This is a genomic window from Cohnella sp. GCM10012308, from assembly GCF_042649185.1.
Taxonomy (GTDB): Bacteria; Bacillota; Bacilli; order Paenibacillales; family Paenibacillaceae; genus Cohnella.
Genome location: NZ_JBHRYU010000001.1, coordinates 1 through 26,204, shown reverse-complemented (window position 1 = coordinate 26,204; position 26,204 = coordinate 1). Strand labels below are relative to the sequence as shown.

Below are 26,204 nucleotides of genomic sequence, written 5' to 3'. Positions count from 1 at the left end.
AGCAAAGAGGCGTCGAACAGCAGCACTTGGCATGATCGCGGTATCGCCAGAGGCAAACTGCTCCCATGAGCAGCCTTTCACGAAAAAACAGAAACGGGACAAAGCAGAATTGCTTACTGCTTTGTCCCGTTTTGCGCGATTATTTGCCCAAAAATGCGTTCAGCATCCAGATCGTCTTCTGCAGCTCGGCCGTAAGACCGATGAACAGGTCGGCCGTCGCTTCGTCGCCGGCTGCTTGCGCCGACTCGATGCCGGCGGCGAGCTCGCTAGCGAGCTTGGCATAGTCCGCGATGACCGCGCCGACCATCTGCGAGGCGGATTCGCCGCCCGCCGCTTCGTCGACGGTCGCGAGCGAGAGACTTTCCTTTAGCGTAGATACGGGTCTGCCGCCTATGGCGAGCAGGCGTTCGGCAATCGCATCCAGGCGATCTGCCGCTTCCGTGTACAACTCCTCGAATTTTGCATGAAGGGTAAAGAACTCGCTCCCTTTCACGTACCAATGGAAATGGTGGAGCTTCATGTACAGCACGGTCCAGTTGGCAACTTGACGATTCAATACGACGCTCAGTTGTTCGATTTGTTTGGTTGCGGTCATTCGGAATCCCTCCAAATATTATATTTAGACTTAATCTAAGTACTGAAACAATCTTAACACATCCTCCAAAAGTAAGCATGAAGATCAGATGAAGATGGCTTCGCGCCGGTCATCCGCTTTATACTTTTGAACCGCATCGCAGCAAGTGCTATTCTTGGAAGTATGGTTGTTTAACATACTTTTTATGAAGGAGCGATGCAAGATGAGCGTACGCAAGCATCTGTGGATCGGCGGCGCCGGGTACGAGACCAAGTCGTACGTCAAATTAACCGCTCCTTACGGCGGCGAGGAGCTGGCGGAGATCGCCGATGCGGCTCCCGAGGATGTAGACCTGGCGATCGCGTCCGCGGCCGATGCCGCCAGGACGATGCGGGCGATGCCTGGCTATCGTCGGTCGGCGATATTGGAGCGGCTGTCGGATCTGTTGACCGAACGCAGGGAAGAAGCGGCGCGCATCGTCGCGCTGGAAGCGGCCAAGCCGCTGAAAGCCGCTTACGCGGAGATTGACCGCACGGCGGCGACCTACAAGTTCGCGGCCGAGGAGGCCAAGCGGCTCCATGGCGAGACGGTTCCGATGGACGCAGCGCCGGGAGGCGAAGGACGGGTCGCCTACACGAGACGCGAGCCGATCGGCGTCGTCGGCGCGATTACGCCTTTTAACTTTCCGATGAACCTGGTCGCCCACAAGGTCGGACCCGCTTTGGCCGCAGGCAATGCGGTCGTGCTGAAGCCTGCGCCGCAGACCCCGCTGTCGGCTTTTTTTGTCGCGCAGCTGCTCCATGAAGCGGGACTTCCCGGCGGGGCGCTGAACGTCGTGACGGGCGACGGCAAGCGCGTCGGCGAGCAGATCGTGGCCGACCCCCGCGTCGGCGCCGTGTCGTTCACGGGCAGCGCTGCCGTGGGCGAATCCATCCGCGCGCAAGCCGGCCTTAAGCGCGTGACGCTCGAGCTCGGCTCGAACAGCGCCGTCATCGTCGACGACGACGCGGATCTCGATGCCGTCGCCCGACGCTGCGTCGAAGGCGCATTCGGTTATCAAGGGCAGGTATGCATATCCTTGCAGCGGATTTACGCGTTGGCTTCTATTGCTGACGAGCTGGCCTCCCGTATTGCGGACGCGGTATCGAAGCTCGTGGTCGGAGATCCGCTCGATCCGATGACGGATCTCTCGGCGATGATCGCGCCCCGGGAGGCGAAGCGCGCGGCGGACTGGATCGACGACGCCGTTAGCCGCGGCGCCATGCTTCTGGCCGGCGGCGCGCCGGAAGGGGCTATGCTGCCCCCGGCGGTTCTGACGGACGTGCCGGACGATGCCGTGCTGTCGAGACGCGAAGCCTTCGCGCCCGTAGTCATGGTGAACAAGGTCGAATCGATCGCGGAGGCGGTGAGCCGCGCTAACGATTCGGACTTCGGGCTGCAGGTCGGCATCTATACGAACCGGATCGATACGGCTATGCATGCGACGGACAGTCTCGTCGCCGGCACGGTTCTCGTCAACGACATTCCGACTTTCAGGCTCGATCATATGCCGTACGGCGGCGTCAAACAGAGCGGATTGGGCCGCGAGGGCGTCCGTTACGCGGTCGAGGAACTGACCGAGCTGAAGCTTATCATTTGGCGCTCGGCCGGCAACTAGAAGGGCGGGGAGGCAAGCGAGTTGCGCTATTTGCGTAGATACATGTCGAAATACGGCCTGCTTTTTTCGCTGTCGCTCGCGCTCGTCGCGCTCGAAGGCGTATGCGATCTTCTGCTTCCGACGCTCATGTCTCATATGATCGACCGGGGCGTGCTGACGCGCGAATTGCATGTCGTGGGCCAGTACGGCGGCTGGATGCTGGCGATTACGGCCGCAGGCGCGCTCTCCGCGCTCGGACGCAACGTCGTCTCGAGCCGGGTGTCCCAGCGGTTCGGGGCGGATCTGCGCGGCGATCTGTTCCGTCGCGTGCAGTATTTGTCCCTCCGCGACGCGGACCGCTTTGACCGGGCATCGCTCGTGACCAGGCTGACGAACGATATCACCCAGGTGCAGAACTTTGCCAACGGCATGATGCGGATTTTCGCAAAGGCGCCGCTTTTGTGCATCGGGGGACTTTTTATGGCCGTTCGGCTTAATCCGCAGCTGTCGCTCGTGCTCGTCGTCGTCGTGCCGCTCGTCGTTTTGCTTATTATTTTAAACATGCGCGTCGGATTCCCGCTGTTTCTCAAAGTTCAGGCGGCGCTCGACCGGTTGAACGGCGCGATGCGCGAATACTTGTCGGGCGTACGGTCGGTCAAGGCATTTAACCGTTCTGACTACGAGTCGCAAAAATTCGAGACGATCAACGGCGAATATCAGACGCGTTCGACGACGACGCTGCGCGCGATGTCCGGCTTCGGCCCCGCGATCGCGCTCGTCGTGAACCTGAGCGTCGTCGCCATCGTCTGGCTCGGCGGCATCCGGGTGGACGATGGCGGGATGCAGGTCGGGAACATCATTGCTTTCGTCAACTATATGACGCAGATTCTGTTCTCGCTGATGACGATCTCATGGGTATTCAATATGTTCATCCGGGCGCGAGCTTCCTCGGGACGCATCGCGGAGGTGCTGGCGCTTCCGGAAGGAGAGTCCGCTCCCCGGCGCGACGACGCTCCCGCCGCAGCGCATATCGACGCCGCAAGCCAACGAATGCCTACCGCCTCAACTATGGCTTCCGGGCCGATCGGCGTTTCTTTTGAAGACGTCGGATTCTCGTATGAGGGGATGGACGGCGAGCGGGCGCTGCGCGGCGTGACGCTTGCCTGCGAACCCGGAGAGACGCTTGCGATCGTCGGATCGACCGGCGCCGGCAAGAGTACGCTCGTGCAGCTGGTTCCTAGGCTTTACGACCAATCGGAAGGCGTCGTGCGCATCGGGGGCGTCGATCACCGGCTGCTGGACGTATCGCAGCTCCGCGAGATGGTAGCCGTCGTGCCGCAGCGAACCGTCCTGTTCACGGGGACGGTCGCCGACAATCTGCGTTGGGGCGACGAGTCTGCTACGCAGTCGGAGCTGGAGGCGGCCGCGAGGTCAGCCAGCGCGCACGACTTCATCATGGCGCTGCCTGACGGCTACGACGCGATGCTTGGCCAGGGGGGCGTTAACCTGTCCGGCGGACAGAAGCAGCGGCTCTCGATCGCGCGCGCATTGATCCGGCATCCCCGGATCCTGATCCTCGACGACTGCACGAGCGCGCTCGATGCCGTCACGGAGAGCAAGGTCAAGGCGGCGCTCAAAAACGGCGACGCGAAGCCGACCTGCCTGTTGATCGCGCAGCGCATCTCGTCGGTCATCGATGCCGATCGAATCGCCGTGCTCGACGACGGCGAGCTGGTCGGGCTTGGCACCCACGAGGAGCTGTTGCATAGCTGCGCCGTCTATCGCGATATATGCCGCTCGCAATTCGGAGAGGAGGCGATTCCGCATGCCTCGGGCATCTGATCGCTCGAACGAACGGCCGGCGCAAGCCGTGCCGGTGCGCGGACCCGGCGGTCCGGGCGGTGCCGGGGGCACGGGGGCAGGTCCGCGAGGCAGAGGTCCCGTCCAGAAGCCGAAGGCATTCGGCGCGACCGTGCGACGCCTGCTGTCTTATCTCCGGACGGAGCGAAGACTGCTTGCGATCGTCTTTCTGTTCACGCTCGCGAGCGCGGGTGCGGCGCTCCTCGGCCCCTATTTGATCGGCCGCGCCATCGACGCGATGCACGGCCCCGGCACCGTCGATTTCGGCGCCCTTCATGTGCTGCTCGCGTTAATGGCGGCGGCGTACGCGATGGACGCCTCGCTCACCTTCGTTCAAAGCTGGCTCATGGCCGGCGTCTCCCAACGGGCCGTAAGCCGGCTTCGTAGCGGCCTGTTCGCCAAGCTGCACGGGCTGCCGCTGTCGTACTTCGACAAGCGCAGGCACGGCGAGATCATGAGCCGGCTGTCCAACGACATCGATAACGTGAGCACGAGCCTGTCCCAGACGGTCGTGCAGCTGATGGGAGGGGCCGTAGCGATCGTCGGATCGCTGGTCATGATGCTCGTGCTGAGCCCGCTGCTCACGCTGGCCGGTCTCGTGACCGTGCCGCTCGTGTACCTGCTGGCGCGCGTCGTAACCCGAAGGACGGGCAGACTGTTCAAGGAACAGCAGGCTTATCTCGGCAGGCTGAACGGCCAGATCGAAGAGAGCGTCACGGGCCTGTCGCTCGTCAAGGCGTTCGGAAGAGAACGCCGGTCCGTTGCCGAATTCGATGAGGTCAATCGCAGCTTGAGCGAGATCGGCATCCGGGCGCAGATCTGGTCGGGACTGCTCATGCCGCTGCTAAGCGTGATCAACAACATCGGCTTCGCGACGGTTGCCGTCGTAGGCAGCGTGCTCGCCGTCAAAGGTCATATTTCGGTCGGTATCATCGCCAGCTTTTTAAGTTATTCGCGGCAGTTCGCAAGACCGCTTAACGACATCGCGAACGTTTACAACGTGCTTCAGTCCGGCGTGGCTGGCGCGGAACGCGTATTCGAGGTACTGGACGAGGCGGAGGAGACGCCGGATCGTCCGGGCGCCGCCGAGCTGGAGCCCGGGGCGCTGAACGTCGTTTTCGAGGACGTATCGTTCGGCTACGACACGGCGCGTCCGATTCTGAACGGCGTAAGTTTCGAGGCGGAGGCCGGCACCTGCGTCGCACTCGTCGGCCCGACGGGCGCCGGCAAGACGACGATCGTGCAGCTGCTCAACAGGTTCTACGACGTTACCGAAGGCAAGATCCGCATCGGCGGACGGGACATCCGCGACTATACGCGAAGCAGCCTGCGCAGCGCCTTCGGCGTCGTGCTGCAGGATACGTACCTGTTCTCGGGGACGATCCGCGACAATATCAAATACGGCAATCCCGGCGCGAGCGACGAGGAGATGACCGAAGCGGCCCGGCTCGTCGGCGCCGATGCCTTCATCAGGCGCTTGCCCAGACGCTACGACACGCAGCTGGCCGAGAACGGCGGCAGCCTGAGCCAGGGGCAGAAGCAGCTCTTGGCGATCGCCCGCGTAATGCTGGCGCGTCCGTCGATCCTGATCCTGGACGAGGCGACGAGCAGCGTGGACACCCGGACGGAGCTCCAGATCCAAGAGGCGCTGCTGACGGTGATGAAGGGGCGAACCAGCTTCGTGATCGCCCACAGGCTGAATACGATCCGCGGCGCCGATCAGATTCTCGTCATCGCGGACGGCGGCATCGCCGAACGGGGAACGCACGAGGCGCTGCTGGCGCGCAAAGGCGCATACTTCCGCATGTTCGAAAGCCAATTCGGCGCAGGCGCCGCGCCGGGGTTGTCCGGCGGGACTTCGGCGACCGGAACTTGACTCCGGCGTCAGAACGGCCTATAGTAGGTCAGTTGACTTATAACGGGTTTTGAAAGGAAGGCACCGAGATTGACATCGCAAGATGAAGGCGGCAAGCTGTTTTTAACGAAGATCTGGAAATGCAAAAGTCCCGACTGCAAGGCATGGGTACGCGAGGAGTTCGCGACCGAGGAACAGAAGTGCCCGATGTGCAAGAGCGATATGCTCCGCACGATGAAGCATCTGCCAGCGCTCGTGAAAAAGGTGAAATCGAGGTCGCGCTGACACAAGGCGAATCGGTTGTCCCCTCTCGGGTGTAATAAGCTATAATAGCTCTATTGGCTGCCTCCGCAGGATCGGGTAGCGCCCACTCGGGAGAAGGGAGACCGCCGTTATGTCCTTACTCGCCAATTTTCCGCTCATCGCCGCGATCGTCTCCATTCTGTCGGCGCAGGCCGTCAAGGTGCCGATCCAGTTCGTCGGCAGGCGCTCCTGGCAGACCGGCATGGCCTTCAGCACCGGCGGCATGCCGAGCTCGCATTCCGCCGCCATGGCAGGACTCGCGACCGCGCTCGGCATCGAGGACGGACTCGATTCGCCGGCGTTTGCCGTCGCCGCGGTCGTCGGCTTGATCATCATGTTCGACGCGGCCGGCGTCAGGCGGCATGCGGGGCTCCAGGCATCCGTGCTGAATCGGTTTTTGCGAAAAATGCCCGATTTGCACGGCGAGCTTCATCCGGTCAAGGAGCTGAAGGAGCTGCTCGGCCACCGGCCGATCGAGGTGTTCGCAGGCGCGATCTGGGGCATCGGCATCGGCGTGGCCGTCTATTATCTGTTCTACGCCTGATCCTTTGTCCGCTCAAAAAGAAAGAGACCCGAGCCCCGGCGCGTCGCGCCGGAAGTTCGGGTCTCCTTTTTATACATAAGCATACTTACAGCTCCAGGCGATCTCCCGGCTTCAGCACGGTGCCTTTGATGCCCTTCTGTTCAAGCGCTTGCGCATAGGCTTGGGCGTCTTGGCGAATGGGCGGGAAGGTGTCGAAGTGAACGGGCACGACCTGCTTGGGATCGAGCCACTCGGCGGCAGTCAGCGCGTCCTCGGGTCCCATCGTAAAATGATCGCCGATCGGGATGAACGCGAGATCGATCTTGTGGCGCTCGCCGATCATTTTCATATCGCCGAAAAGTCCCGTGTCGCCCGCATGCAAAATGGTGAGCCCGCCCCAGGTGACGATCAGGCCCGTCGGCATCCCCAGGTAGACGATGCGCTGTTCGTCCGTTAGCGTATAGCCGGAGCTATGGAACGCCTGCACCATTTTGACCTTTGCGTAGCCGAGATCGTAGGTGCCTCCGATATTCATGCCGACCGTATTTTCGACGCCCTGCCAGCCCAGGAAGGTTGCCAGCTCAGGCGTGCCGACGACCTGGGCGCCCGTACGCTTCGCGATGGCAACCGTATCGCCGACATGGTCGCCGTGGCCGTGGGTGAGCAGAATGTGGTCCGCCTGAATGTCGGCCGCGGAGGCGGAAGCCAGAGGGTTGCCGGTCAGGTAAGGATCGATGATAAGCGAACGGCCGTCTTGCTCGAGCTTCACGCATGCATGTCCGAGAAAAGTAACGATCAAGCTGATTCCCTTCTTTCCATCAATGAGGATAGGTTCGCAATTTTAAAATATACCCGTGCCGATCGAAGCCTAAACTACGGAGATAAGCCCTTGACTAAAAAAGAAACGGTCGCTTCGCGCTCCGCCTCGTCGTCCCATCCGGCCTCGCCGGACAGGAGCATCCGGGGCAGCACATAACCGATCAGGGTCGAAGCCATCAGACGCGCAACCGTATGCGGGGGCATCGGGGCGATCTGGCCTACTCGCTGGAACTTCTCGATCACGGCCGTCATGCGCGCGAGCACCTTGGTCAGGATGATCGACTTGAACTGCTCGCGCATCTCGGGGTGAAAGGGAAGCTCCTGGGCGACGATGCGAAACAATCGCTTGTTGCGGCTGACGAACGCGATGCGGTTGTCGATCATGCGGCGGACGAACTGCTCGAAGCTGTCGTGCTCGGCATCCAGCACGTCGCCGAATCCGCGAATGACGAACGGCGCCATCATCCGCATCATAGCCGGAGTGACGATGGACACGAGCAATTCTTTTTTCGTCCGGTAATGCCTGAAAATCGTCCCTTCCGCAACGCCCGCCTTCTGCGCGATCTCGCTCGTGGAGGATCCGGCGTAGCCTTTGGCGGCGAATACTTCGATCGCGGCGGCCAGAATGCGCGCCTGCTTCTCGGTCTTCACCGGCTGGCCTTCGCCGAGCGAGCCCTCTTGCAGCAGCTCTTCCATCCAGGGCTCCATCGAGCCGTCATTCGCGTCCATCAAGCCGTCGCTCCTTCTTTTGTCATGAAGCCATGAGCGCCGCACCGTGCAGCGCCCTGTCCGATCTATCGTAACATACGCCGCGCCGCCGCGCTAAATGGCCCGCTGCTTTTTGAGCGCGACGACGTTCAACGCTGCGAAAAGCAATGAGAAGCCAAGCAGCACGGCGACATCGACCGCGATACCTCCGAAGCCTTCTCCTCTGATCATAATGCCTCTCAGAGCGTCTCCGCCGTAGTAAAGCGGCATTAGATACGTCAGCTTGTGCAGCCATGGCGCCATGCCGTCCAGCGGGAAGAGGCCGGAAAAGAAAGCCTGCGGCACGATGACGACCGGTACGAATTGAATGATCTGAAATTCGGAGCCCGCGAACGCGGAGAGCAGCGTGCCCAGCGTGAGCGCCGTGAGCGTCAGCAGCAGGTTGACGAGGAGAATCAGCCAGATCGAGCCGGTCATGAACATGCCAAGTACATAGATCGCGAAGCACGCGACGAGCGCCGACTGCAAAATCGCGAACAGGCCAAAGCCGCCCAGGTAACCAAGCACGACCTCGTGCCGGCGGATCGGCGTCGCCATAAGCCGTTCCATCGTGCCCGTCGTACGCTCGCGAAGAAAAGCGACGCCCGCAAGCAGAAAGACGAAGAAAAAGGAGAAAAAGCCGATCATGACCGGTCCGAAGGCGTCGAAGGAGGACATCCCCGGCATCCCGTGGAGATAGGCGATCTCAGGCTGAAAAACGGCTGACGCCGTCGTCCGCTGCATGGCCGACACGGCAAGCAGCACGGCGCGGCTGCGCGAAGGATCGCTGCCTTCGAGCAACAAGGTCGGTTTGTCGTCCTTTATCGTCAGCAATGCGTCAAGCTTGCGATCTTCCAGCGCGGTCCTAGCAGACTCTTCGGATTCGTAGGCAACGATGTCCGCCGCCGATGTTCGCAAGGCGCCGGCGATCGTATCGGGCAAACCGGCCGTTCCGATCTTGGGCGCGCTGCCCGTACCGCCGAAGATGCAGTAGACCAGCGTCATGATGAAGAGCGGCGCGACGAACAGCAGCGCCAGCGTGCGTTTGTCGCGCATGAATTGCCTGAAGATGCGTACGGACAAGGCGCGGGCTCTCATGAGGGTTCACCTCCCAGACGGATAAAGGCTTCTTCGATCGTCTCCGTCCCGGTATCCGCCTTCAGGTCGGCAGGACTGCCTATGGCGGTCAGGGAGCCGCCGCGGATCAAGCCGATCCGGTCGCAGCGCTCGGCTTCGTCCATGACGTGCGTCGTGAGCAGGATCGTCGTTCCGCGCTCGCGCAGCGCGAGCAGCGATGCCCAGATCGACACGCGCAGCGCCGGATCGATGCCGACGGTCGGCTCGTCGAGTATGAGCAGCTCGGGCTCGTGGAGCAGCGCGACGGCCAGGGACAGACGGCGCTTCATGCCGCCGGAAAACCGCGAGACGAGCTTGCCTGCATCCGCAGTGAGGCCGACGGTCGCGAGGACATCGCCGATCCGCTCTGCGAGTCGGACGCCGCGCAGCTCGAACATCGCACCGAAAAACTTCAGATTTTCCCTGGCGGTAAGCTCTCCGTAAAGCGCGTCTGATTGCGCCATATAGCCGATTTTGCCGAGCAGCGGGAGGGAAGGTACCCGGTGGCCGAGCACGGTGATCCGCCCTGCGTCCGCAGCATCGATGCCGGTCATGAGCTTGATCAGCGTCGTCTTGCCCGAGCCGGAAGGGCCGAGCAGGCCGAACAGCTCCCCGCGGCGGATTCGCAGGGAGATTTCTTTCAAAATCGGACGGTCTCCAAAGCTGCGGGCGACGCCTTCGAGCGTGATTGCGTCGCGGGGTTCTGACGGCGGATCATTTGGGTCTCGAATTTCGTTTTGCGTGTAAGGCATCAGATCAGCCCCTTGCGAGTGAGTGTTTACTCATTTTCGGTCTTATTTTAACAAATGTTTGGAAGAAGGGGAAGATAAAAAGACGATGATCGATCAACGTAGGCGCAAGCTTGAAATAAAAAAAAGGTCCCGCCTCTGATTTCCGCGAGGAGGACCTTTATGGTAGGTTAACTGAAGCTGCTAATAAAATCTAAAAATCAATTGAACGAAAAATAACGCTATGATACAATCATTAGCGCTGCCAGGCAAATCAAAATATGAACTATCCGATAACATTTCTATTTCAATTATATTATTGGATCATTGATTTGTCAATCAGCCATTTATTGCAGACTTCCAGGCCGTACATCTAAGCCCAAATTCCGCTCATTGAGCAGAAAGCAGGAACCTATGTCAGCTTCTACGCCCGCCAAAAAGATTGCCTCCGGGGAGGACACTTTCTCTTTAAAAGCGATACTGCCGCCGCTGATGGCGATTATCGTCGGCATGATCATGGTTATTCTGGACAGCACCGTCGTCAACAATGCGATTCCGAAGCTCGTCGACTATTTCAATACCGACCTCAAGACGATTCAATGGACCGTCACCGGTTATACGCTCGCTTTGTCCGCCGTTATTCCGCTCGCGGGCTGGATGACGGATAAATTCGGCTCCAAGCAAATTTTCATGCTGACGATCGCTCTATTTACCGTCGGCTCGCTGCTGTGCGGCATCGCGCAAACGCCGGAGCAGCTCATCCTTTTCCGCGTCGTGCAAGGCTTGGGCGGCGGCATGGTCGCCCCGATCGGGATGGCCATGGTGTTCAAGATCGCGCCTCCCGAGCGCCGCGGCTCAATTATGGGCGTCCTGGGCATTCCCATGCTGATGGCCCCGGCGTTCGGTCCGGTGCTGTCCGGCTGGCTCGTCGATTCGGTCAGCTGGCATTGGATATTTATCATCAACCTGCCGATCGGCATAATCGCCCTGGTGCTCGCTTCCAAGTATTTGCCGCGGTCCGAGCGCCACGCGGCGCCGCATCTGGACGTGGTCGGCATGTGCCTCGCTCCGATCGCCTTCTCCATGCTGGCGTATGGCGTCAGCGAAGGCGGGAGCGGCTGGTCCAAGGCTTCTACGATTACGGGCCTGACCGTCGGCGGCATCGCGCTGATCGTCTTTATTTTCGTGGAGCTGAAGCAGAAGCAGCCGTTGCTGGAGCTCAAGGTGTTCAAATCGTCCGACTTCACCCGCAGCATCATATTGACGTGGATCGTTCAGCTCGCACTGTTCGGCGCGATGCTGATCGTGCCGCTGTACCTGCAAGGCGTCATGCATTATTCCGCGCTCGAGACGGGCTGGATCCTGATGCCGCAGGCATTGTGCGCTGGCATCGGCATGCCGATAAGCGGCCGGCTGTTCGATAAGATCGGCGCGCGTCCGCTCGCTTTTGCAGGACTGACCGTCATTTCCGTCTCGCTGTTCGTATTGTCCGGCATAACGGTGGATACGGCGCTGTGGAAAATCATCCTCTGCATCTGCTTCATCGGACTCGGCATGGGCTTTTCTATGATGCCGCTCAATACGCATGTGCTTAATTCCGCGCCTCGGCGCCTGGTAAGCCGCGTCACGCCGCTGACGACGGCTGCGCAGCAGGTCGTCGTGTCATTCGCGGTGGCAGGACTGACGGGCTATTTGACGTCTCAGATTGCAACGCACGCCGCCGGCGCGGGAGCGGACGCCAATCCGCTCGGCGCAGTTGTAGCCGGTTACGGCGATACGTTTTTCTTGTCCGCGTGCATCGTAACCGGCGGCGTAGCGCTGACGCTGCTGCTCCGCAAGCCGAAGCAGCAGGATGAAGGAGCTGCCGGCGGAGATAAACCCGATCCGGCCATGATGGCCGGGCATTAAGTTTGCGGCGAGCCGCGAAAACCGCTCCAGGAATCCCGTCGGATGTCGGTAGCCGTGCGTCCCGTCGTTTCCTTGACGAGACGGGCCAGGTGATGCGACGTCTTGAAGCCGCATCGCGCCGCGATCTCCGAGACGGTCAGGCCGGTATGCGTCAGCAATTCGACGGCGCGGTTCACGCGGTATTGCCAGAGGTAATGAATCGGGGACGTTCGCTCGTGCTTCTTGAACAGTCTGACCAGATGCTCGGGCGAAGCCCCGGTTGCGTTCGCGAGCGCTGCCAACGACATTTCCTCTGCGTAATTTTCGTGGATATAGGCGAGCGCCGCGTAGACGGCGGGGTGCTTTTCGCGCTGCAGCATCGCTTTTTCGGACTCGCGGGGGTATAGATGAAGCGCGGCGAGGCCCAGGCTTCGCACGTCTGCATCCGTCGGAGCGCCTTGGCGGGTAAGACGAAGCATAAGATCCACAAGGAGATTCATCTCTTCCGATAACGGCAAGCATTCCGGGAGGCGATTCAGCGCCTCGACATCCCGTTCGGACAAGCCCTCATAGTGGACGGCGATCCAGCGATGCCAGGAATCTTCTCTTTTCGAGAAAACGAACGATTCCTCCAAGCCCGGCTTCAGCAAAATAACGTGTCCCGGCGTAACGTGCAGCGGCCGGCCCGACACGGTCACGGTCATCTCGCCGGCATACAGCATGACAAGCTGAATGTCCTGCTGAATGCGCGGTCCGAACTTGCTGCCCGGCGGGTAAACGATCGAACCGGCAACGGCATTGGATAAGCGGTCGAGCGAAAAATCTGGCATCCCGGACGTCATGTCTTCACCTCAATGACTATCTTAAAGCGCATCCGTCTTGTAATCAACGAGAGATACAAAAAGTATTTGTACTTGGATAAGAAACTTGTGACAGATACCGTTATTCTTGTGGCAATTGTCAATATCAGATACGAAAATGCTAATCCGATGCATGGTGCGTTTTGAATAAAACCTTTACATTATAGCTATTCCATCTTGTAAAGGGAGCGTGCGCGTCATGTCAGTCTTTTATACGCCGAAGTCGAGAGCCCATGATCGTCATCTTGTGACCGTCGAACAATACAAGCATTATCATCGCGAGGGCTTTCTTATCGTGCGGGGCTTGCTCTCCAAGGAAGTCATCGAATCGTTGTATGCTTTGGCCGAAAAGACGCGAACGCAAAAAAAGCAGCAAGCTGCCGTGCAGGAAAACAGCCGCGATCCGTTGAAAGAAGAGTTTGCGCAAGCAACGCGCGTGCATATGCTCTCCCGGATCGACGCCGCCGCCGAGCAAGGCATGTTGAATCCGCACGTGCTGGACGTCGTCGAAGCGCTGATCGGTCCGGACGTTTATGCGCTGCAATCCATGATGTTCCTGAATCCGCCGGGCAAGGGCGGCCAAGGCTGGCATCAGGATGCTTGCTACATCAAGACGCATCCGGATACGCTGATCGGCGCCTGGATCGCGCTCGAACGGGCAGACGAGGAAAACGGCTGCCTGTGGGTCGTACCGGGTTCGAATCACGAGCCGGTTTACCCGCCGGAAGAGGTCGGGGGCGGCAACGTGCATGCGGTCGATGCCTTCGTGGACCTGCATGCCGTGCATAATGTCAGCCATCTGGATGACGAAGTGAATACGTTGTCCCGCATCGTGGCCCAGTACCCGGCTCCGATCCCGGTCGTGCTGGAGCCGGGCGACGTCCTGTTTTTCGACTCGCATCTGTTCCACCGCTCGTACCCGAACAAGACGGACGACCGGTTCCGCCGATCCTACGTGTGTCATTATTGCAATGCGAGATCGTGGGTTCCCTGGGATCATGACGGTTTTGAAGGAGATTCGGGAAACGGCAAGCAGATTCTCGCGCGAGGCGCCACGCATCAGCCGTATGCTTCGCCGTCGTTTGGAACAGAGGTATACTTGGCGGAAAAGGGAGCGGAAGGCGGCGACGTGCGCATGATGGGGATGCCCAATGGCATGATGATGCCGGTCGGCGAACGAAAAGACGAATCGCGTTAGTAAAAGAGAGGATGATTGGGATGCGGCTTCAATTTTTTAAAGCGCTGTGGGGCATGGAAGGAACGCTGGCCGAGCAGGTGAACCGTGCGGCTGAAGCGGGATACGCAGGTATCGAGACGCCGCCGCCGGCTCCCGAGCAAGCCGAGGAATTCAGCACATTGCTCGAGGAGCGCGGGCTGGCTTACATCGCGCAAATTTTTACGAACGGCGATCACGCGTCCAGCTTCGCGGAGCGGGCGGCATACGCGGCTTCTTTCAAGCCGCTGCTTATCGTCTCGCACAGCGCGCGAGACAGCATGACGGAAGCGGAGCAGGACCGCTTTTTCGAAGCGGCGCTTGAGACGGAGTCGCGTATCGGCACCCCGATCGGGCATGAGACTCATCGGCAGAGAGCGATGTTTACGCCCTGGACGACGTCCAGGCTGCTCCGCAAATTTCCGGAGCTGCGCATAACGGCCGATTTCAGCCATTGGATGAACGTATGCGAGTCGCATCTCGAGGATCAGGAGGCGCATCTGACGCTGGCGATCGAGCGCGCCATTCATATTCACGGACGGATCGGCTATCCAGAAGGGCCGCAGGTGCCGCATCCGGGGGCTCCGGAATATCGGACGGAGCTTGAGATCCATCTCGGCTGGTGGGAGCGGATCTTAGAGGCGAAGCGTCTAAGCGGGGCGGAGCAGGCTACTTTTACGGCCGAGTTCGGGCCGCCGGGCTATATGCACACGCTGCCGTTTACGAATAAGCCCGTTGCCGATCTGTGGGAAGTGAACCAGTGGATGACCGATTGCGTACGCGAACGGTTTTCCAAATGAAGTGGGGCTGTCCCGAAAGTCATGAACATGACTGAGGGCGGCCTCTTTTCATTTATTTGTCTGCATGGCTAGACCGCCATAAAAACCAAGGTGAGGAAGCTCTATGTAGAGCTACATCGCAAGAACGCGGCACAATCGAGGCGAATTCGCGCTCGGCTACAGCGTCCATCAGCGGCCGACAGACACCGGATGTCTAAAGCCTCATCTGGAACCGCAGCGCAAACTGCGAAGGCTGCCCGCTTAATACGGCATGCACCGAAGCCAAAGGAGAACGGGAGAGCTCCAAAAGCCTGACGTACTGACGGCAAAAGAATGAATGCAAGAGCGGTTGCGAAGCGAGGAAGGAAAGGAAGGATTCATCTGCTCGAAAAAGTAACGACAGACCAAATACGTAAACGGGACGAAGCGGGAAGTTCCTCTGCTTCGTCCCGTTTGACGATTATGGCTTCGTTATCAGCTTTGTGCTTCTGCCGGCCGATCGTAAGCCTCCGCTTCGGAGCGCATATATAGCGCGAGGCCCGCGATGACGAATGCGCCGCCGACCAGCTGCCATACGCCGAGCGCTTCTCCAAACAATATCAAACCCAGAATGCTCGCGCCGACCGGTTCGGCAAGCACGCTCATGGAAATCGTCGCCGGTTTGACGTAGCGTAGGAGCCAGTTGAAGATCAAGTGCCCGAAAACGGTAGGCACGATCGCAAGTCCTGCGAAGACGAGCCATTCCCGCGAGGGATAGCCGGTCATATCCGCGCCGGTCCCGACGTTATATAGATAGAAGCAAAGGGCCGTAACGGCAAACGCGACCAGGCTGTACAAAAAGGAAGGCACGCGCTCCAAGATTCGTTTGGCGAGCAGCATGTTGACCGCGACGGCTGCCGTGCCCAGCAAGGAAAGCAGGTCGCCCGTCAGCGCGTCCGCGGATAAGCCCGAATCGCCGGCTCCGACGATCGCGATTCCGATTAGCGCTGCGGCGAGCCCTGCGAGCGCTTTGCGCGTGAGGCGGTCCTTGAACAGGAAGTAGGCGCCGATCATGACGAATACGGGCTCGAGCGACAAGATCAACGTGGAGCTGGCGATGGACGTGTAGCTAAGCGATGCCATCCATAGCAGGAAATGAAGGGCGAGAAAGAAGCCCGCGGCGAGCAGCAGCCACCAGTCGGCAAGCTTGATCGCCCGCAGCGCCCGCAGTTGTTCGCCCCGGATAAAGGGGAGCATGAGGACGAGCGTGAACAGCATGCGCCACATGCCCTGCACGGAGACGGGAGCGTCTGAATAGCGGACGAGAATCGGCGCGAACGAGATCGCGATCATGCCGACCAGCAGCGGGATAACGGGAGCGACGGGCGGCTTGGAGGAGATCGGGTTCAAAGAAAGCACGTTCCTTTCGGCAAACAAGCATAAATTACATTATTTTATATGGCGATCGGAAGTCTCGCAAGTGGAAGTTAAATCCAGTAAGCAGGCGTTCGCTTGCACCCGATGGCTGCTTGCGGCGTTTGCTATTTTACGCAGAATATCCATAATGAAAGGATCGGCTTCATACTTTTTTCAGCGGAAGTGATTCTATAGTGACTTCGTTTTTGCAACTCAATACGATCTTTATCAGCATGATCATGGAGGCCATTCCGTTCGTGCTGATCGGCGTGCTGGTATCAGGCGTCATCCAGACGTTCGTGACGGAAGCCTGGATCGCCAGAATCATGCCGAAGGGCGTCCTTCTGCGGACCTGCTTCGGCTGCGGGATCGGCCTGCTTTTCCCCTCCTGCGAGTGCGGGATCGTCCCGATCACCCGCAGGCTTATCATGAAGGGCATGCCGCTGAACGCGGGCGTCGCCTTCATGCTGTCCGGACCGATCATCAATCCGATCGTCCTGTTCGCCACCTTTATCGCCTTCGGCAACGATTGGCGGATGGTCGGCATTCGCGCGGGACTGGCGATCGCCGTCGCCTTTTGCGTGTCGCTGTCCGTCGCGCTGATCTTCCGCGGAACGCAGCTTCGACAGGCGCCGGAGGCTTCCGGCAACATCGTCGCGCCAGTCGCGGCCGCGCTCGAGCCGTCGATCGCGACGGCCGCCAAGCCATCGACCCGCGCCAGGCTGTCCTCGGTCGTATCGCACGGCATCGACGAATTTTTCGACGTCGGCAAGTACCTGGTCATCGGCGCTTTTCTGGCCGCGGCGATGCAGACTTACATCCCGACGTCGTACCTGCTCGAGCTGGGCAGCGATCCGCTTAAGGCATCGCTCGTCATGATCGTGCTCGCATTCGTCATGTCGGTCTGCTCGGAGGCGGACGCCTTCATCGCGTCATCGTTCCGCAGCAGCTTTACGATCGGATCGCTCTCCGCCTTTATGGTGTTCGGGCCGATGATCGACATTAAAAACACCCTGATGCTGCTCAGCGCCTTCCGCACGCGGTTCGTCGTCGCGCTGATCGCGCTCGTGGCGGCGTTCACCGTAGGCGGTTCGCTGATCGTAGGGAGGTTGTTCGGATGATTCGATTCGCGATTTTGTTCGGCCTGGCGTTCATGTTTCTGCTGCTGCACCGGACCGGGGATCTCGACAAATATATTAACATGAGATACGCCTACTTATCCGTCAGCGCGATCGTGCTGCTGGCGCTGCTCAGCCTGTATCAATTCGTCAAGGTATACCGGGCGGAAAGGAAATCCGAGGAGGCCGCGGCGCAGGCGGCGATGGGCGGCGCGGCGGGAGAGGGCGAGCGCGATCGCGAGCATGAGAATGATGACCGTGCGGGCCATAACCATGCGAGCCATGACCGCCGCCAACGCAGTCGCCATATCCACGATCATAGCCACGATCATGACCATAGCCGCGATCACGACCATAGCCGCGATCACGACCATAGCCACGATCATGAAGGGCATTCGGGCCATTCGCATGTAGGCCGCACCAGGTGGCGGCGCGCTTTCACCTATTTCGTGCTTGCCGTACCTATATTTACCGGCATCTTCCTGCCGGTCGCGACGCTGGATTCAAGCTTCGTCAAGGCGAAGGGCTTCTCCTTTCCCGAGCTCGATCAGCGCCGCAAGGACGCCGGCTATCACCAGTTTTTGCGGCCGGACACAAGCGTGTTCTACAGCACCGAAAACTACGACAAAGTAAAACAGAAGGACATGGCCGACTTTGCGACCCAGTCCTCCGTCGAATTGAACGATACGAATTATTTGAAGGGCATGGAGGTTCTGTACAATTACACGGACGAATTCGCGGACAAAACGATTACGTTCGACGGCTTCGCCTACAAAGGGGACGAAGTCGGCGCCTCGTCCTACTTCGTATTTCGCTTCGGCTTCATACACTGCGTCGCCGACTCCGGCGTGTTCGGCATGCTCGTCCAGATGCCGGCCGGCACGAAGCTGTCGGACGACGACTGGCTCCGCGTTACCGGCAAGCTGACGCGCGAATACTATCAGCCTTTCAAGCAGATGATCCCGGTGCTCAAGGTCAAGGAATGGGAGCCGATCGCCAAGCCGGACGATCCGTACGTCTATCGGAATTTCTGACGAAGAGCGCTTTCACTTCTCGGCGCGGGATGCTATCATGGTAGCAAGGCAAGGAGATGAAGAAGATGACAACCGACAACGATCTTAAAGAAGAGCAGCAGAACCCGGACGCGCAGGCGGCCGGAACGGACAAGACCGAAGCCGAGAAGGCGCAGGAGCTGATCGCGGCCGTACACTACAACGGCATGACGGCCTTGAAAATGGAATTCGGCGACGAACAGGTCGAAGGCCAGGTGATGAACCACGAGGCATACGGTCCGATCTTTACTTATATGGTGAAGTCGCCCGAGGGCAAGCCTTACGTCAGCGGATTTTTTCTGCGCGAGATGATCGCTGGCTTCCAGACGAAGCAGGATCCTTCGCAGTGGATGTCATCCTTTTTCGTCGATTTGATGAAGTCGCCCGAAGGCAGGCTGCTGCCGATGCCGCCCCAGTCCGAGGACGAGGCGAAGGCGTTGATCGACAAGGTCATCGTGCCGCATTGCGTCAAGTCCGTACGCGAGGAGTTCGCGCCGGAGCCGGTGCACGCGGATCTCGAGCTCCACGAGGAGCACGGACCTGTCGTGGAGGCGGGGTTCCCGTCGATCACGGAAGGGAACAACGTGTGCGCGATGCCGCTGCATTTTTTAATGGCGCATTATCTGCTTAACCGCGACCCGGCCGATTTATTGATTCAAGGTTTGTACCGCATCCGCGAAGAGCACGGGCTCGATTGATTCGACGGCATGCCAAGCCGGCGCCCCCTTCGATTAGCGAAGAGGGCGCCTTCTTATTGCCGCTAGCGGTTTTATTTGTCAACTGAAAGGAGACTGGGCGTGAACGGAACGATCGAATGGCCTTCGGGCGCCAGGCAGATTATCGAGGAAAAAGCGGGAGAAGCGGGGGAAGCGGGCGCCGCCGGATTTTCGATGTCCGCTACCATCGTATTCGGCATCGGGCTTATCATTACCATGCTGATCGTCGTCTCGATTTACAAGCGGCGCAGGAAATAAAACGGGCATAAGGCAACTTATGCGCGATTAAATATGAATTGAAGCGATTGGGTATGGACTTCGGCACAAAGGCAAAACGCAGGAATCAGTCGGCAGTCGAACATTGCGACGGAGGTAAGCTGGATGAGGCAGCTTGGCGGGCGGCGGATCGGGTTAGCCTGGATCGTCGCGACGATCGTTTCTATAATAAGTGCAGGCTATGCAGCTGCGGCAGATTCGTCCGACCGAGCGGCGCCGCCGCAAGCGCAGAGCGAAGCTGCGATTCTCATCGAGCAGCATACGGGTAACGTGCTTTACGTTAAAAACGGCAATGAACGGCTGTATCCGGCCAGCATCACGAAAATTGCGACGGCGATCATCGCCTTGGAGCATTCGTCTTTGGCAGATATCGCGACCGTGTCCAAAACCGCCCGCGGCGAGGAGGGGACTCGCGTCTATCTGGCCGAAGGCGAGCAGGTTACGATGGAGAAGCTGTTATACGGTATGATGCTCAACTCGGGCAATGACGCCGCGACGGCGATCGCCGAGCAGGTCGATGGCACGAAGGACAAGTTCGCCGAGCGAATGAATGCGTTTATGCGTAACACGATCGGAGCTTACGACTCCAACTTCGTCAATCCGTCCGGACTGCCCGATCCGAATCAATACACGACCGCTTCCGATATGGCGATGCTGACCCGGTACGCGATGGAAAACGAGACATTTCGGCGGATCGTCTCCACGCGCAAGCTGCCTTGGACAGGTCTCGAATGGACGACTACGCTCGAAAATCATAATAAAATGCTGACCGACTATCCTGGCGCGACCGGCGTTAAGAACGGATATACGATCGCCTCTGGCAACACGCTGGTCGGAGCCGCCGAGCGGGACGGTATGTCGCTCATCGGCGTCGTGCTTAAGGCCGGCTCGAAAAACATCGCTTATGCAGATATGGCCGAGATGCTCGATTACGGGTTCGCGAACTTCGGCGTGCGGATGCTTTTTGCCAAGGGAGAGCGCTACGAGCTGCAAAATGAGACGGGAACCGCAAGCGAATGGATCGCCGACAAGCCGATTTGGGGTGTCTATCCGAAAAGCGCGTCGCCGGTCGTGACGGTCGACCCGAGCGGTCACGTCGCGCTAGAGAGCGAGCAGGGGACCTACTATTCGGGCGAACTGTCTCCGGTCAAAAAAGAGGTTTCGATTTCCGCTTATGCGGGCCGGCAAGGCGAGAATGAACCTTCCGCAGGGCTCGATACCGCGGGGGCCTCCCGTACTTCCATTCGCGTCTATGCACTCGGCGCGGGTGTCTTGCTTGGCGTAGGGGGAGCCATATTGCTGCTGCGGCGCGTCAGGCGCGGCCGCGATCCGTCCATGCGCACATCCGATCGCGAATAACCGATGAGACGAACGAGGAGAGCCGGCTTAAGCCAGCTCTCCTTCTAATACGCTGGCCTCCGAGTAGCTGATCGTCTTGCGCAGCGCGTTGGCCATGTCCCGCTTGATTTCGCCTCGCTCGTACAAGGCTTGAATCTCATCCCGTTCCACTTGGTAAGCGCGCAGCTGAATCTCTTGACGGAGCTTGCGCTGGAGCAGCTCGTCTTCCGGATTTTCGTTTTTTCGGGAGATCGCGCGGATGATCTCCCGGTATTGGCCGATCACGTTCAGCGCAGCTTTGCGGTTCTCCTTCGTCATTTGCGCGCGGATCGAGCCAATCGCGGCCTGGCACGTTTTCAGCTTCGTTTTGCGGATGATGCTCTTGTCCAGCCGGGGTTCCTGTTCCTTCGGCTTGATGATCGCCGCACCAAGCTTTCTCAGCCCCCGGGTCAGCAACAATATGCGCATTCTGGAGCGGCGCGACAACGCCTCCTCGAGCGCCGCGAACGAATCGTTGAAGCGGTTCGCCACATAATCGGGGATTTCGCCGGCTTTGAACATCCGCGCGATTTCTTTGCGTTCCGCCTGAAGTCCGACCAAGCGGACCTGGTTTTCGCTGAAGGCGAGCTCGAAGCCCTCCGTTTGCTCTTCTTCGTGAAGGGACAAGCGCCGCAGTCTGGATTCGTATTGGGCGATGACGGCATGAGAGGCGTGGCGGTTGTCTTCGTTAATCGATTCGGCAAGAAACCGCAGCGCCGCTTTGATCGTGGCCATGCGCGCCGCGTTGAGCTTTTCCTCTTCTTCGGTCGGGCCTTCGTCCTCGCTTCGCGTGAGCAGCGGCAAGCAGATGCTGGCAACGATGAGGCTGATGAGGATAACGCCCGCAGCCAAAAACAGGATGAGGTCGCGTTGGGGGAACGCGTCGCCGTTATCGAGCACGAGCGGGATCGAAAAGGCGCCCGCCAGCGTGACGGCCCCCCTCACGCCGGACAGCGACGTCAGCACCGACATTCCGAGTCCTTCGCGCATGGAACGGCCGTTTTTTCGCGAGAACCGATTTTCCCAGAACAGGTACACCCACAAAAAGCGAAAGACGAGCAGCGAGACGAAGATGACGGCGATATAGCCGACGACGATGCCGTTATTGATCGGATTTTCAAAAAAGATTACGTTTACGACCTCGGGGATCTGCAGACCGAGCAGCAGAAAGACAAGACCGTTGAGTACGTATAAAATGACCGACCAGGTGCTCTTCGAGACGATCTGCAGCTTCACCATGCGGGATTCCATCCGGTCCTTCTCGACGGCATGGACGACGCCGCCGGCGACGACGGCAAGAATGCCGGACAAGCCGAGTTCCTCCGCGGCGAGGAAAATGAGGAAGGGCGTAAGGATCAGAATGAGCATATGTACGGTGACGTCTTCCATGCCCCAACGCCTCAAAAAGAGCCGCAGCCGAATGAGCAGCGCTGCGATAATCGTGCCGCACAGGAGGCCGCCCAGCGAGATCAAAAGGAAGCTGCCAGTGGCGTTCAGGAGGGAGAAGGAGCCGGTGACGGCGGCGGCGATCGCGAACTTGAACGCGACAAGGCCCGATGCGTCGTTCATGAGCGCTTCGCCTTCGAGCAGCCGCAAAATACGCTTGGGCAGCGACACCCTGCCGGCCATCGACGTCACCGCGACCGCATCCGTCGGCGACAGGATCGCGGCAAGACCGAATGCGGCGGGAAGAGGAATCGACGGAATCATCGCATGAATGATGTAGCCGACCCCGACGGTCGTAGCGAATACAAGGCCTAGCGCCATCAGCAGAATGGGAAAGCGGAGCTCCCATAGCTCATCCCGGGGCGTACGCTGCCCGTCGTTGAACAGCAGCGGAGCGATGAACAACACAAAAAACAGCTCCGGATCCAGCTTCAAATGATGACCGATCGGCAGCACCGCGAGCGTCATGCCGAGCGCGATCTGCACGAGCGGCAAGGGGACGGCGGGCAGGAGCCGATTGACGATGTTCGACAGGGCGATAATCGCGAGCATAAACAATATGATTTCGAAGACTTCCATTCGCCTGACCTCCGCGCGCGATATCGGTTGAAACGTTTCCTAACATATACTACCCGCAAATGGATTTTCGGATCAATTTCGTGCATGCGAAAAAGACCGCCTTTTGGCGGTCCTTCGACGTATAGCATTTGGATCGTGCGATTATTTGGATTCGCCGTTCAAATAATTAAAGAAAGGCACGTCCGTCCAAAAATCGTAGCTTTCCACGGAGACGCTCGGGTCGATCTCGCGGAAGCCTGCGGCCACCGCTTGCGAGCTGCTTTGAAGGGAGAACGATTGCGCGTAATAATGGCCGTGTTCGATCTTGTTGTTCGTAATTTTCTTGTAGCCGGGCAGCTCCGTCAGCGAATAGTAAAGCGGCTGCCACCACGAGCCGTACAGCAAGCCCGTTTGCCCATCTTCGTTTTTCTTGGCGAAGGCTGCGATGATGCCGTCGAACCGCTGCTTGTCGGCGACGTTCGCGAATTCGAACGCGATGTCGTATTCCTTGGCGTATTCGATATAGTTGCCGTTCGCGATCTGCTTGACCGTGTACAGATCCGATACGCCCGGCTCGCCCCATTCTTTTAAATAGATAAAGGCGGACGTTTTAGGCTCGAACTGCACCTTGGCATCGATGCCTTCGCTGCGCAGCAGTCCGATCAGCTGAAGGGCATGCTTCAGGTTGGAGTGCCCGTAGATGAGCGACAGGCTGTCGACGAAGTTAGCTTCGTACCGGCTGTCCTTGAGGTTGTAGCCGGTGACGATGTCGCGCTCCAGCGCGGCGTCTACGACCGCTTGCAGTTCGGGAGACTGAATGATGTCCGACTGCGCGAACGCGTCCTGAAGCTTGGCGTAAATGTCGGCGTCGGAGGCATAACCGAGGAAGTGCTTGTAAAGTCCTTGCACGGTAAGCGTCTGGCCGATCAGTACTTCCGCGAGCTCGCGGGATGCCGTGCCCTTAAGCTTTATTTCTCCGAAGTAGGAGACAGGCAGAAGACCGGTGTCGATCGCGGCCGCTACTTCCTGCGCGGCAGTCGTGCCGAGCCATTCGGGCTTCAGCTTAACCTTGGCCAGCGCGGCTGCAGTCTTGGAAGCCGGGTACGTGTAAGCCAGTTCCTTGAGTCCGGCTGCTTTGACCGCGATTTGGACCGCATTAACGGCGGATAGGCGTTGTCCTGCCACTACGGTATCCGCAGTAATGACGCCTAGGGCATACAATGCCGCGGCATCCTGATAGAGCGGATCGGAGGCGGAGAGATCCGCGAAGGTATGAGGCTTTTCAGCCGGCTGCGCCTTCAGGGCATCTGCAAGCGCGGACAGGAATTCGCCTTTGGTGAGGCCCGACGTCAGCGCGATCGAAAATTTATCCTTTAGAAACGTCGCGTATTCCGAGGCTTGCACCTCGTGCGCTTGATTTTGTGCATTGGCCGGCGCAGCGGCAAATGCATGCGATCCGCCTGCGAGCGTAGCGGCGACGAGAGCCGATAAAAGCAGTTTGCGAGTATCTAGCGTGTTTGTTTTCATAAAAAAGTCTCCTTCGCCTTATTAATCTCATAAAATATGTAGGAATAATTTGTTTTCACATATTAGCAAGCGTTTCCTTTGTTGTCAATGGAAATTAGTGACTGTTGCGGCTGTTTAAAGTTTCAAAAAACCGGGTATGGGATAAAAATCGGATTTTTTTGAATCTAAATCGGTGTTTATAGCGTATGTATGAATTAGATCAATTAAGGACAATCCATATTGGGGCAGGAGGAGACAATCGTACGTGGACACAGAATCTGATTTACGCAGCTTACGACCGCTAGTCTATCGCACAGCAGCCATCGCCCGTCTGGCGATTGAAGGGGGTGACTGCGAATGCTAGGGCTGAACTTGGTGTGGGTTGCGTTGCTCATTCTGCTAACTGCCTTCTTCGTCGCTACTGAGTTTGCTATTATTCGGATCCGGTCAAGCCGCGTCGACCAACTGGTGATGGAGAAAAAGAAAAATGCCGTGGCCGTCCAGCGAGTGATCGCCAATCTCGACGGCTACCTGTCCGCCTGTCAGCTCGGGATCACGATTACCGCGCTGGGTCTCGGCTGGTTGGGGGAGCCGACGGTAGAGAAGCTGCTCGAGCCGTTGTTCCATTCGCTTCAGATCGGAGAGAGCGTGTCGCACGTGCTTTCTTTTATTATTGCATTTGCGCTTATCACGTACTTGCACGTCGTACTCGGCGAATTGGCGCCGAAGACGCTGGCCATCCAGAAGGCCGAGGCGATCTCGCTGCTTGTCGCGCCGGTTATCGTCTGGTTTTACAAGGTGATGTACCCGTTTATCTGGGCGCTTAACGGCTCCGCGAACGGCCTCATCCGCATGTTCGGCATGAAGCCGGCCAGCGAGCACGAAGAAGCCCACTCCGAGGAAGAGATCCGTCTGATCCTGTCGGAGAGCTACGAGAGCGGCAAGATCAACGAAGAGGAATTCGGCTACGTGAACCGGATCTTCCAGTTCGACAGGCTGCTGGCGCGCGATATTATGATTCCGCGGACCGATATGGTGTGCTTGCACCGGAGCAAGTCGCTCGCCGAAAATCTGGCGACGATCAAGCGCGAGCAATATACGCGATTCATGGTCGCCGGCGAGAGCAAAGACGACATTATCGGCTTCGTCAATACGAAGCAGTTTTTCTTGAATTACGACAACAATCCCGAATTTGATTTTGGCGCCTTGCTGCAGCCGGTGCTCTCCGTACCCGACGCGATGCCCGTCAAGGATTTGCTGATCCGGATGCAGGCCGAGCGCAAGCATATCGCGCTGCTGCACGACGAATACGGCGGTACGGCCGGTCTTGTGACGATCGAAGACATCCTTGAGGAGATCGTCGGCGAGATCCGCGACGAATTCGACGAGGACGAGATTCAGCCGATCGAGGAGATCGGAGAGGACAAGTACGTCTTGGACGGCAAGACGCTCGTCGACGAAGTCGACCGCCTGTTCGAGGTGCAGCTGCCGAGCGACGAAGTCAACACGATCGGCGGCTGGCTGTTCGCAATGCAGCCGGATCTGCCCAAGAACGTGCCGTGGATTTACGAGGAGGAGAACCTGGCGTTCATCATTCGCGAGAAAGACCGCAACCGGATCCGCAAGCTGGAAATCGCGCGGAGGCAGGAAGGTCAGGCGAGGTTGACGCTGGTGGAAGGTTAATATTGGGGGGGCTGTCCCAAAAGCCCTTTGAAGTTGAAGCAACAAGCTGAAATGAAGCCGAAATAGCCAAACGGGACGAAGCAGGGGAGTTTCCTGCTTCGTCCCGTTTGCGTTTTTGGTCGATGGCGACTTTTTTGAGCAGATTATGGGCAAGGCAAAGCCATCCGACTTCGAGGC

At 58.9% G+C, this 26,204-nt stretch carries 23 protein-coding genes; 14 read left to right on the top strand and 9 right to left on the bottom strand.

All coding sequences use genetic code 11. The features are described 5' to 3' along the window. Positions 1-139 precede the first annotated feature (139 nt). On the bottom strand, positions 140-595 hold the full coding sequence (locus ACFOTD_RS00115; protein WP_378114670.1) for a Dps family protein: 456 nt from the start codon (positions 593-595) through the stop codon (positions 140-142). Between the two features lie 202 nt (positions 596-797). Between ACFOTD_RS00115 and ACFOTD_RS00110 the strand changes: the two genes are divergently transcribed. The 5 genes from ACFOTD_RS00110 (at position 798) to ACFOTD_RS00090 (ending at position 6,772) form a co-directional block, all read left to right on the top strand. Then, a complete protein-coding gene (locus ACFOTD_RS00110; RefSeq protein ID WP_378114669.1) occupies positions 798-2,231 on the top strand; it encodes an aldehyde dehydrogenase family protein in 1,434 nt (477 codons plus the stop codon). Positions 2,232-2,252: 21 nt separating this feature from the next. Beyond that, positions 2,253-4,052, top strand: a complete 1,800-nt coding sequence (locus tag ACFOTD_RS00105) for an ABC transporter ATP-binding protein (RefSeq protein WP_378114668.1) — start codon at positions 2,253-2,255, stop codon at positions 4,050-4,052. Continuing rightward, positions 4,036-5,946 carry an ABC transporter ATP-binding protein gene (locus ACFOTD_RS00100; protein WP_378114667.1) on the top strand — a complete coding sequence of 637 codons (1,911 nt, stop codon included), beginning with the start codon at positions 4,036-4,038 and terminating at the stop codon, positions 5,944-5,946. The genes ACFOTD_RS00105 and ACFOTD_RS00100 overlap by 17 nt, the downstream gene beginning before the upstream one ends. Positions 5,947-6,015: 69 nt before the next feature. Further along, positions 6,016-6,210 carry a cold-inducible protein YdjO-related protein gene (locus ACFOTD_RS00095; RefSeq protein ID WP_378114666.1) on the top strand — a complete coding sequence of 65 codons (195 nt, stop codon included), beginning with the start codon at positions 6,016-6,018 and terminating at the stop codon, positions 6,208-6,210. A gap of 109 nt (positions 6,211-6,319) precedes the next feature. Then, on the top strand, positions 6,320-6,772 hold the full coding sequence (locus tag ACFOTD_RS00090) for a divergent PAP2 family protein (protein WP_378114665.1): 453 nt from the start codon (positions 6,320-6,322) through the stop codon (positions 6,770-6,772). Positions 6,773-6,857: 85 nt separating this feature from the next. Here ACFOTD_RS00090 and ACFOTD_RS00085 read toward each other — a convergent pair whose 3' ends face one another. The 4 genes from ACFOTD_RS00085 to ACFOTD_RS00070 form a co-directional block, all read right to left on the bottom strand. Then, complete coding sequence (locus ACFOTD_RS00085) at positions 6,858-7,550, bottom strand: metal-dependent hydrolase (protein ID WP_378114664.1); 693 nt, start codon at positions 7,548-7,550, stop codon at positions 6,858-6,860. A 74-nt stretch (positions 7,551-7,624) separates the two neighbouring features. After that, complete coding sequence (locus ACFOTD_RS00080) at positions 7,625-8,299, bottom strand: TetR/AcrR family transcriptional regulator (RefSeq protein ID WP_378114663.1); 675 nt, start codon at positions 8,297-8,299, stop codon at positions 7,625-7,627. 93 nt (positions 8,300-8,392) lie between these two features. Next, positions 8,393-9,415, bottom strand: coding sequence for an ABC transporter permease (locus ACFOTD_RS00075; protein ID WP_378114662.1), 1,023 nt, complete (start codon positions 9,413-9,415; stop codon positions 8,393-8,395). Continuing rightward, complete coding sequence (locus ACFOTD_RS00070; protein WP_378114661.1) at positions 9,412-10,077, bottom strand: ABC transporter ATP-binding protein; 666 nt, start codon at positions 10,075-10,077, stop codon at positions 9,412-9,414. Before ACFOTD_RS00070 ends, ACFOTD_RS00075 begins: the two co-directional genes overlap by 4 nt. Positions 10,078-10,575: 498 nt before the next feature. On the opposite strand from ACFOTD_RS00070, the gene ACFOTD_RS00065 reads away from it, so the two are divergent. Next, the gene (locus tag ACFOTD_RS00065) at positions 10,576-12,069 is read left to right on the top strand and encodes an MDR family MFS transporter (protein ID WP_378114660.1); all 1,494 of its coding nucleotides are present in this window, start codon (positions 10,576-10,578) and stop codon (positions 12,067-12,069) included. Here ACFOTD_RS00065 and ACFOTD_RS00060 read toward each other — a convergent pair. Then, positions 12,066-12,890, bottom strand: coding sequence for a helix-turn-helix domain-containing protein (locus tag ACFOTD_RS00060; protein WP_378114659.1), 825 nt, complete (start codon positions 12,888-12,890; stop codon positions 12,066-12,068). The two genes, ACFOTD_RS00065 and ACFOTD_RS00060, sit on opposite strands and share 4 nt — an antisense overlap. A 217-nt stretch (positions 12,891-13,107) precedes the next feature. Between ACFOTD_RS00060 and ACFOTD_RS00055 the strand changes: the two genes are divergently transcribed. Both ACFOTD_RS00055 and ACFOTD_RS00050 read left to right on the top strand, forming a co-directional pair. After that, complete coding sequence (locus ACFOTD_RS00055; RefSeq protein ID WP_378114658.1) at positions 13,108-14,106, top strand: phytanoyl-CoA dioxygenase family protein; 999 nt, start codon at positions 13,108-13,110, stop codon at positions 14,104-14,106. Positions 14,107-14,126: 20 nt separating this feature from the next. Beyond that, positions 14,127-14,921, top strand: coding sequence for a sugar phosphate isomerase/epimerase family protein (locus ACFOTD_RS00050; RefSeq protein WP_378114657.1), 795 nt, complete (start codon positions 14,127-14,129; stop codon positions 14,919-14,921). 453 nt (positions 14,922-15,374) lie between these two features. On the opposite strand, the gene ACFOTD_RS00045 is transcribed toward ACFOTD_RS00050, so the two are convergent. Beyond that, complete coding sequence (locus ACFOTD_RS00045; RefSeq protein WP_378114656.1) at positions 15,375-16,289, bottom strand: DMT family transporter; 915 nt, start codon at positions 16,287-16,289, stop codon at positions 15,375-15,377. Between the two features lie 197 nt (positions 16,290-16,486). Between ACFOTD_RS00045 and ACFOTD_RS00040 the strand changes: the two genes are divergently transcribed. The 5 genes from ACFOTD_RS00040 to ACFOTD_RS00020 all read left to right on the top strand — a co-directional run bounded on the left by ACFOTD_RS00040 (position 16,487) and on the right by ACFOTD_RS00020 (position 20,816). After that, entirely contained in the window at positions 16,487-17,416 is a 930-nt protein-coding gene (locus tag ACFOTD_RS00040) for a permease (RefSeq protein ID WP_378115664.1), read from the top strand. After that, complete coding sequence (locus ACFOTD_RS00035) at positions 17,413-18,447, top strand: TIGR03943 family putative permease subunit (protein WP_378114655.1); 1,035 nt, start codon at positions 17,413-17,415, stop codon at positions 18,445-18,447. Before ACFOTD_RS00040 ends, ACFOTD_RS00035 begins: the two co-directional genes overlap by 4 nt. A gap of 65 nt (positions 18,448-18,512) precedes the next feature. Further along, on the top strand, positions 18,513-19,163 hold the full coding sequence (locus ACFOTD_RS00030) for a hypothetical protein (RefSeq protein WP_378114654.1): 651 nt from the start codon (positions 18,513-18,515) through the stop codon (positions 19,161-19,163). A 99-nt stretch (positions 19,164-19,262) separates the two neighbouring features. Continuing rightward, complete coding sequence (locus tag ACFOTD_RS00025; RefSeq protein WP_378114653.1) at positions 19,263-19,439, top strand: hypothetical protein; 177 nt, start codon at positions 19,263-19,265, stop codon at positions 19,437-19,439. A 123-nt stretch (positions 19,440-19,562) separates the two neighbouring features. Next, the gene (locus ACFOTD_RS00020) at positions 19,563-20,816 is read left to right on the top strand and encodes a D-alanyl-D-alanine carboxypeptidase family protein (RefSeq protein ID WP_378114652.1); all 1,254 of its coding nucleotides are present in this window, start codon (positions 19,563-19,565) and stop codon (positions 20,814-20,816) included. Positions 20,817-20,843: 27 nt separating this feature from the next. Here ACFOTD_RS00020 and ACFOTD_RS00015 read toward each other — a convergent pair whose 3' ends face one another. After that, positions 20,844-22,859 (bottom strand): Na+/H+ antiporter, encoded by a 2,016-nt coding sequence (locus ACFOTD_RS00015; RefSeq protein WP_378114651.1) that lies wholly within the window; start codon positions 22,857-22,859, stop codon positions 20,844-20,846. A 141-nt stretch (positions 22,860-23,000) separates the two neighbouring features. Continuing rightward, complete coding sequence (locus ACFOTD_RS00010) at positions 23,001-24,365, bottom strand: hypothetical protein (protein WP_378114650.1); 1,365 nt, start codon at positions 24,363-24,365, stop codon at positions 23,001-23,003. A 336-nt stretch (positions 24,366-24,701) separates the two neighbouring features. On the opposite strand from ACFOTD_RS00010, the gene ACFOTD_RS00005 reads away from it, so the two are divergent. Next, a complete protein-coding gene (locus tag ACFOTD_RS00005) occupies positions 24,702-26,027 on the top strand; it encodes a hemolysin family protein (protein WP_378114649.1) in 1,326 nt (441 codons plus the stop codon). Positions 26,028-26,204 lie beyond the last annotated feature (177 nt).

Excerpts from the sequence above, each read along its gene's own strand:
- ACFOTD_RS00055 (WP_378114658.1), top strand. The coding sequence starts at position 13,108 with ATGTCAGTCTTTTATACGCCGAAGTCGAGAGCCCATGATCGTCATCTT.
- ACFOTD_RS00065 (WP_378114660.1), top strand. The coding sequence starts at position 10,576 with ATGTCAGCTTCTACGCCCGCCAAAAAGATTGCCTCCGGGGAGGACACT.
- ACFOTD_RS00075 (WP_378114662.1), bottom strand. The coding sequence starts at position 9,415 with ATGAGAGCCCGCGCCTTGTCCGTACGCATCTTCAGGCAATTCATGCGC.
- ACFOTD_RS00020 (WP_378114652.1), top strand. The coding sequence starts at position 19,563 with ATGAGGCAGCTTGGCGGGCGGCGGATCGGGTTAGCCTGGATCGTCGCG.
- ACFOTD_RS00050 (WP_378114657.1), top strand. The coding sequence starts at position 14,127 with ATGCGGCTTCAATTTTTTAAAGCGCTGTGGGGCATGGAAGGAACGCTG.
- ACFOTD_RS00080 (WP_378114663.1), bottom strand. The coding sequence starts at position 8,299 with ATGGACGCGAATGACGGCTCGATGGAGCCCTGGATGGAAGAGCTGCTG.
- ACFOTD_RS00090 (WP_378114665.1), top strand. The coding sequence starts at position 6,320 with ATGTCCTTACTCGCCAATTTTCCGCTCATCGCCGCGATCGTCTCCATT.
- ACFOTD_RS00015 (WP_378114651.1), bottom strand. The coding sequence starts at position 22,859 with ATGGAAGTCTTCGAAATCATATTGTTTATGCTCGCGATTATCGCCCTG.
- ACFOTD_RS00010 (WP_378114650.1), bottom strand. The coding sequence starts at position 24,365 with ATGAAAACAAACACGCTAGATACTCGCAAACTGCTTTTATCGGCTCTC.
- ACFOTD_RS00100 (WP_378114667.1), top strand. The coding sequence starts at position 4,036 with ATGCCTCGGGCATCTGATCGCTCGAACGAACGGCCGGCGCAAGCCGTG.
- ACFOTD_RS00035 (WP_378114655.1), top strand. The coding sequence starts at position 17,413 with ATGATTCGATTCGCGATTTTGTTCGGCCTGGCGTTCATGTTTCTGCTG.
- ACFOTD_RS00005 (WP_378114649.1), top strand. The coding sequence starts at position 24,702 with ATGCTAGGGCTGAACTTGGTGTGGGTTGCGTTGCTCATTCTGCTAACT.
- ACFOTD_RS00030 (WP_378114654.1), top strand. The coding sequence starts at position 18,513 with ATGACAACCGACAACGATCTTAAAGAAGAGCAGCAGAACCCGGACGCG.
- ACFOTD_RS00110 (WP_378114669.1), top strand. The coding sequence starts at position 798 with ATGAGCGTACGCAAGCATCTGTGGATCGGCGGCGCCGGGTACGAGACC.
- ACFOTD_RS00060 (WP_378114659.1), bottom strand. The coding sequence starts at position 12,890 with ATGACGTCCGGGATGCCAGATTTTTCGCTCGACCGCTTATCCAATGCC.
- ACFOTD_RS00115 (WP_378114670.1), bottom strand. The coding sequence starts at position 595 with ATGACCGCAACCAAACAAATCGAACAACTGAGCGTCGTATTGAATCGT.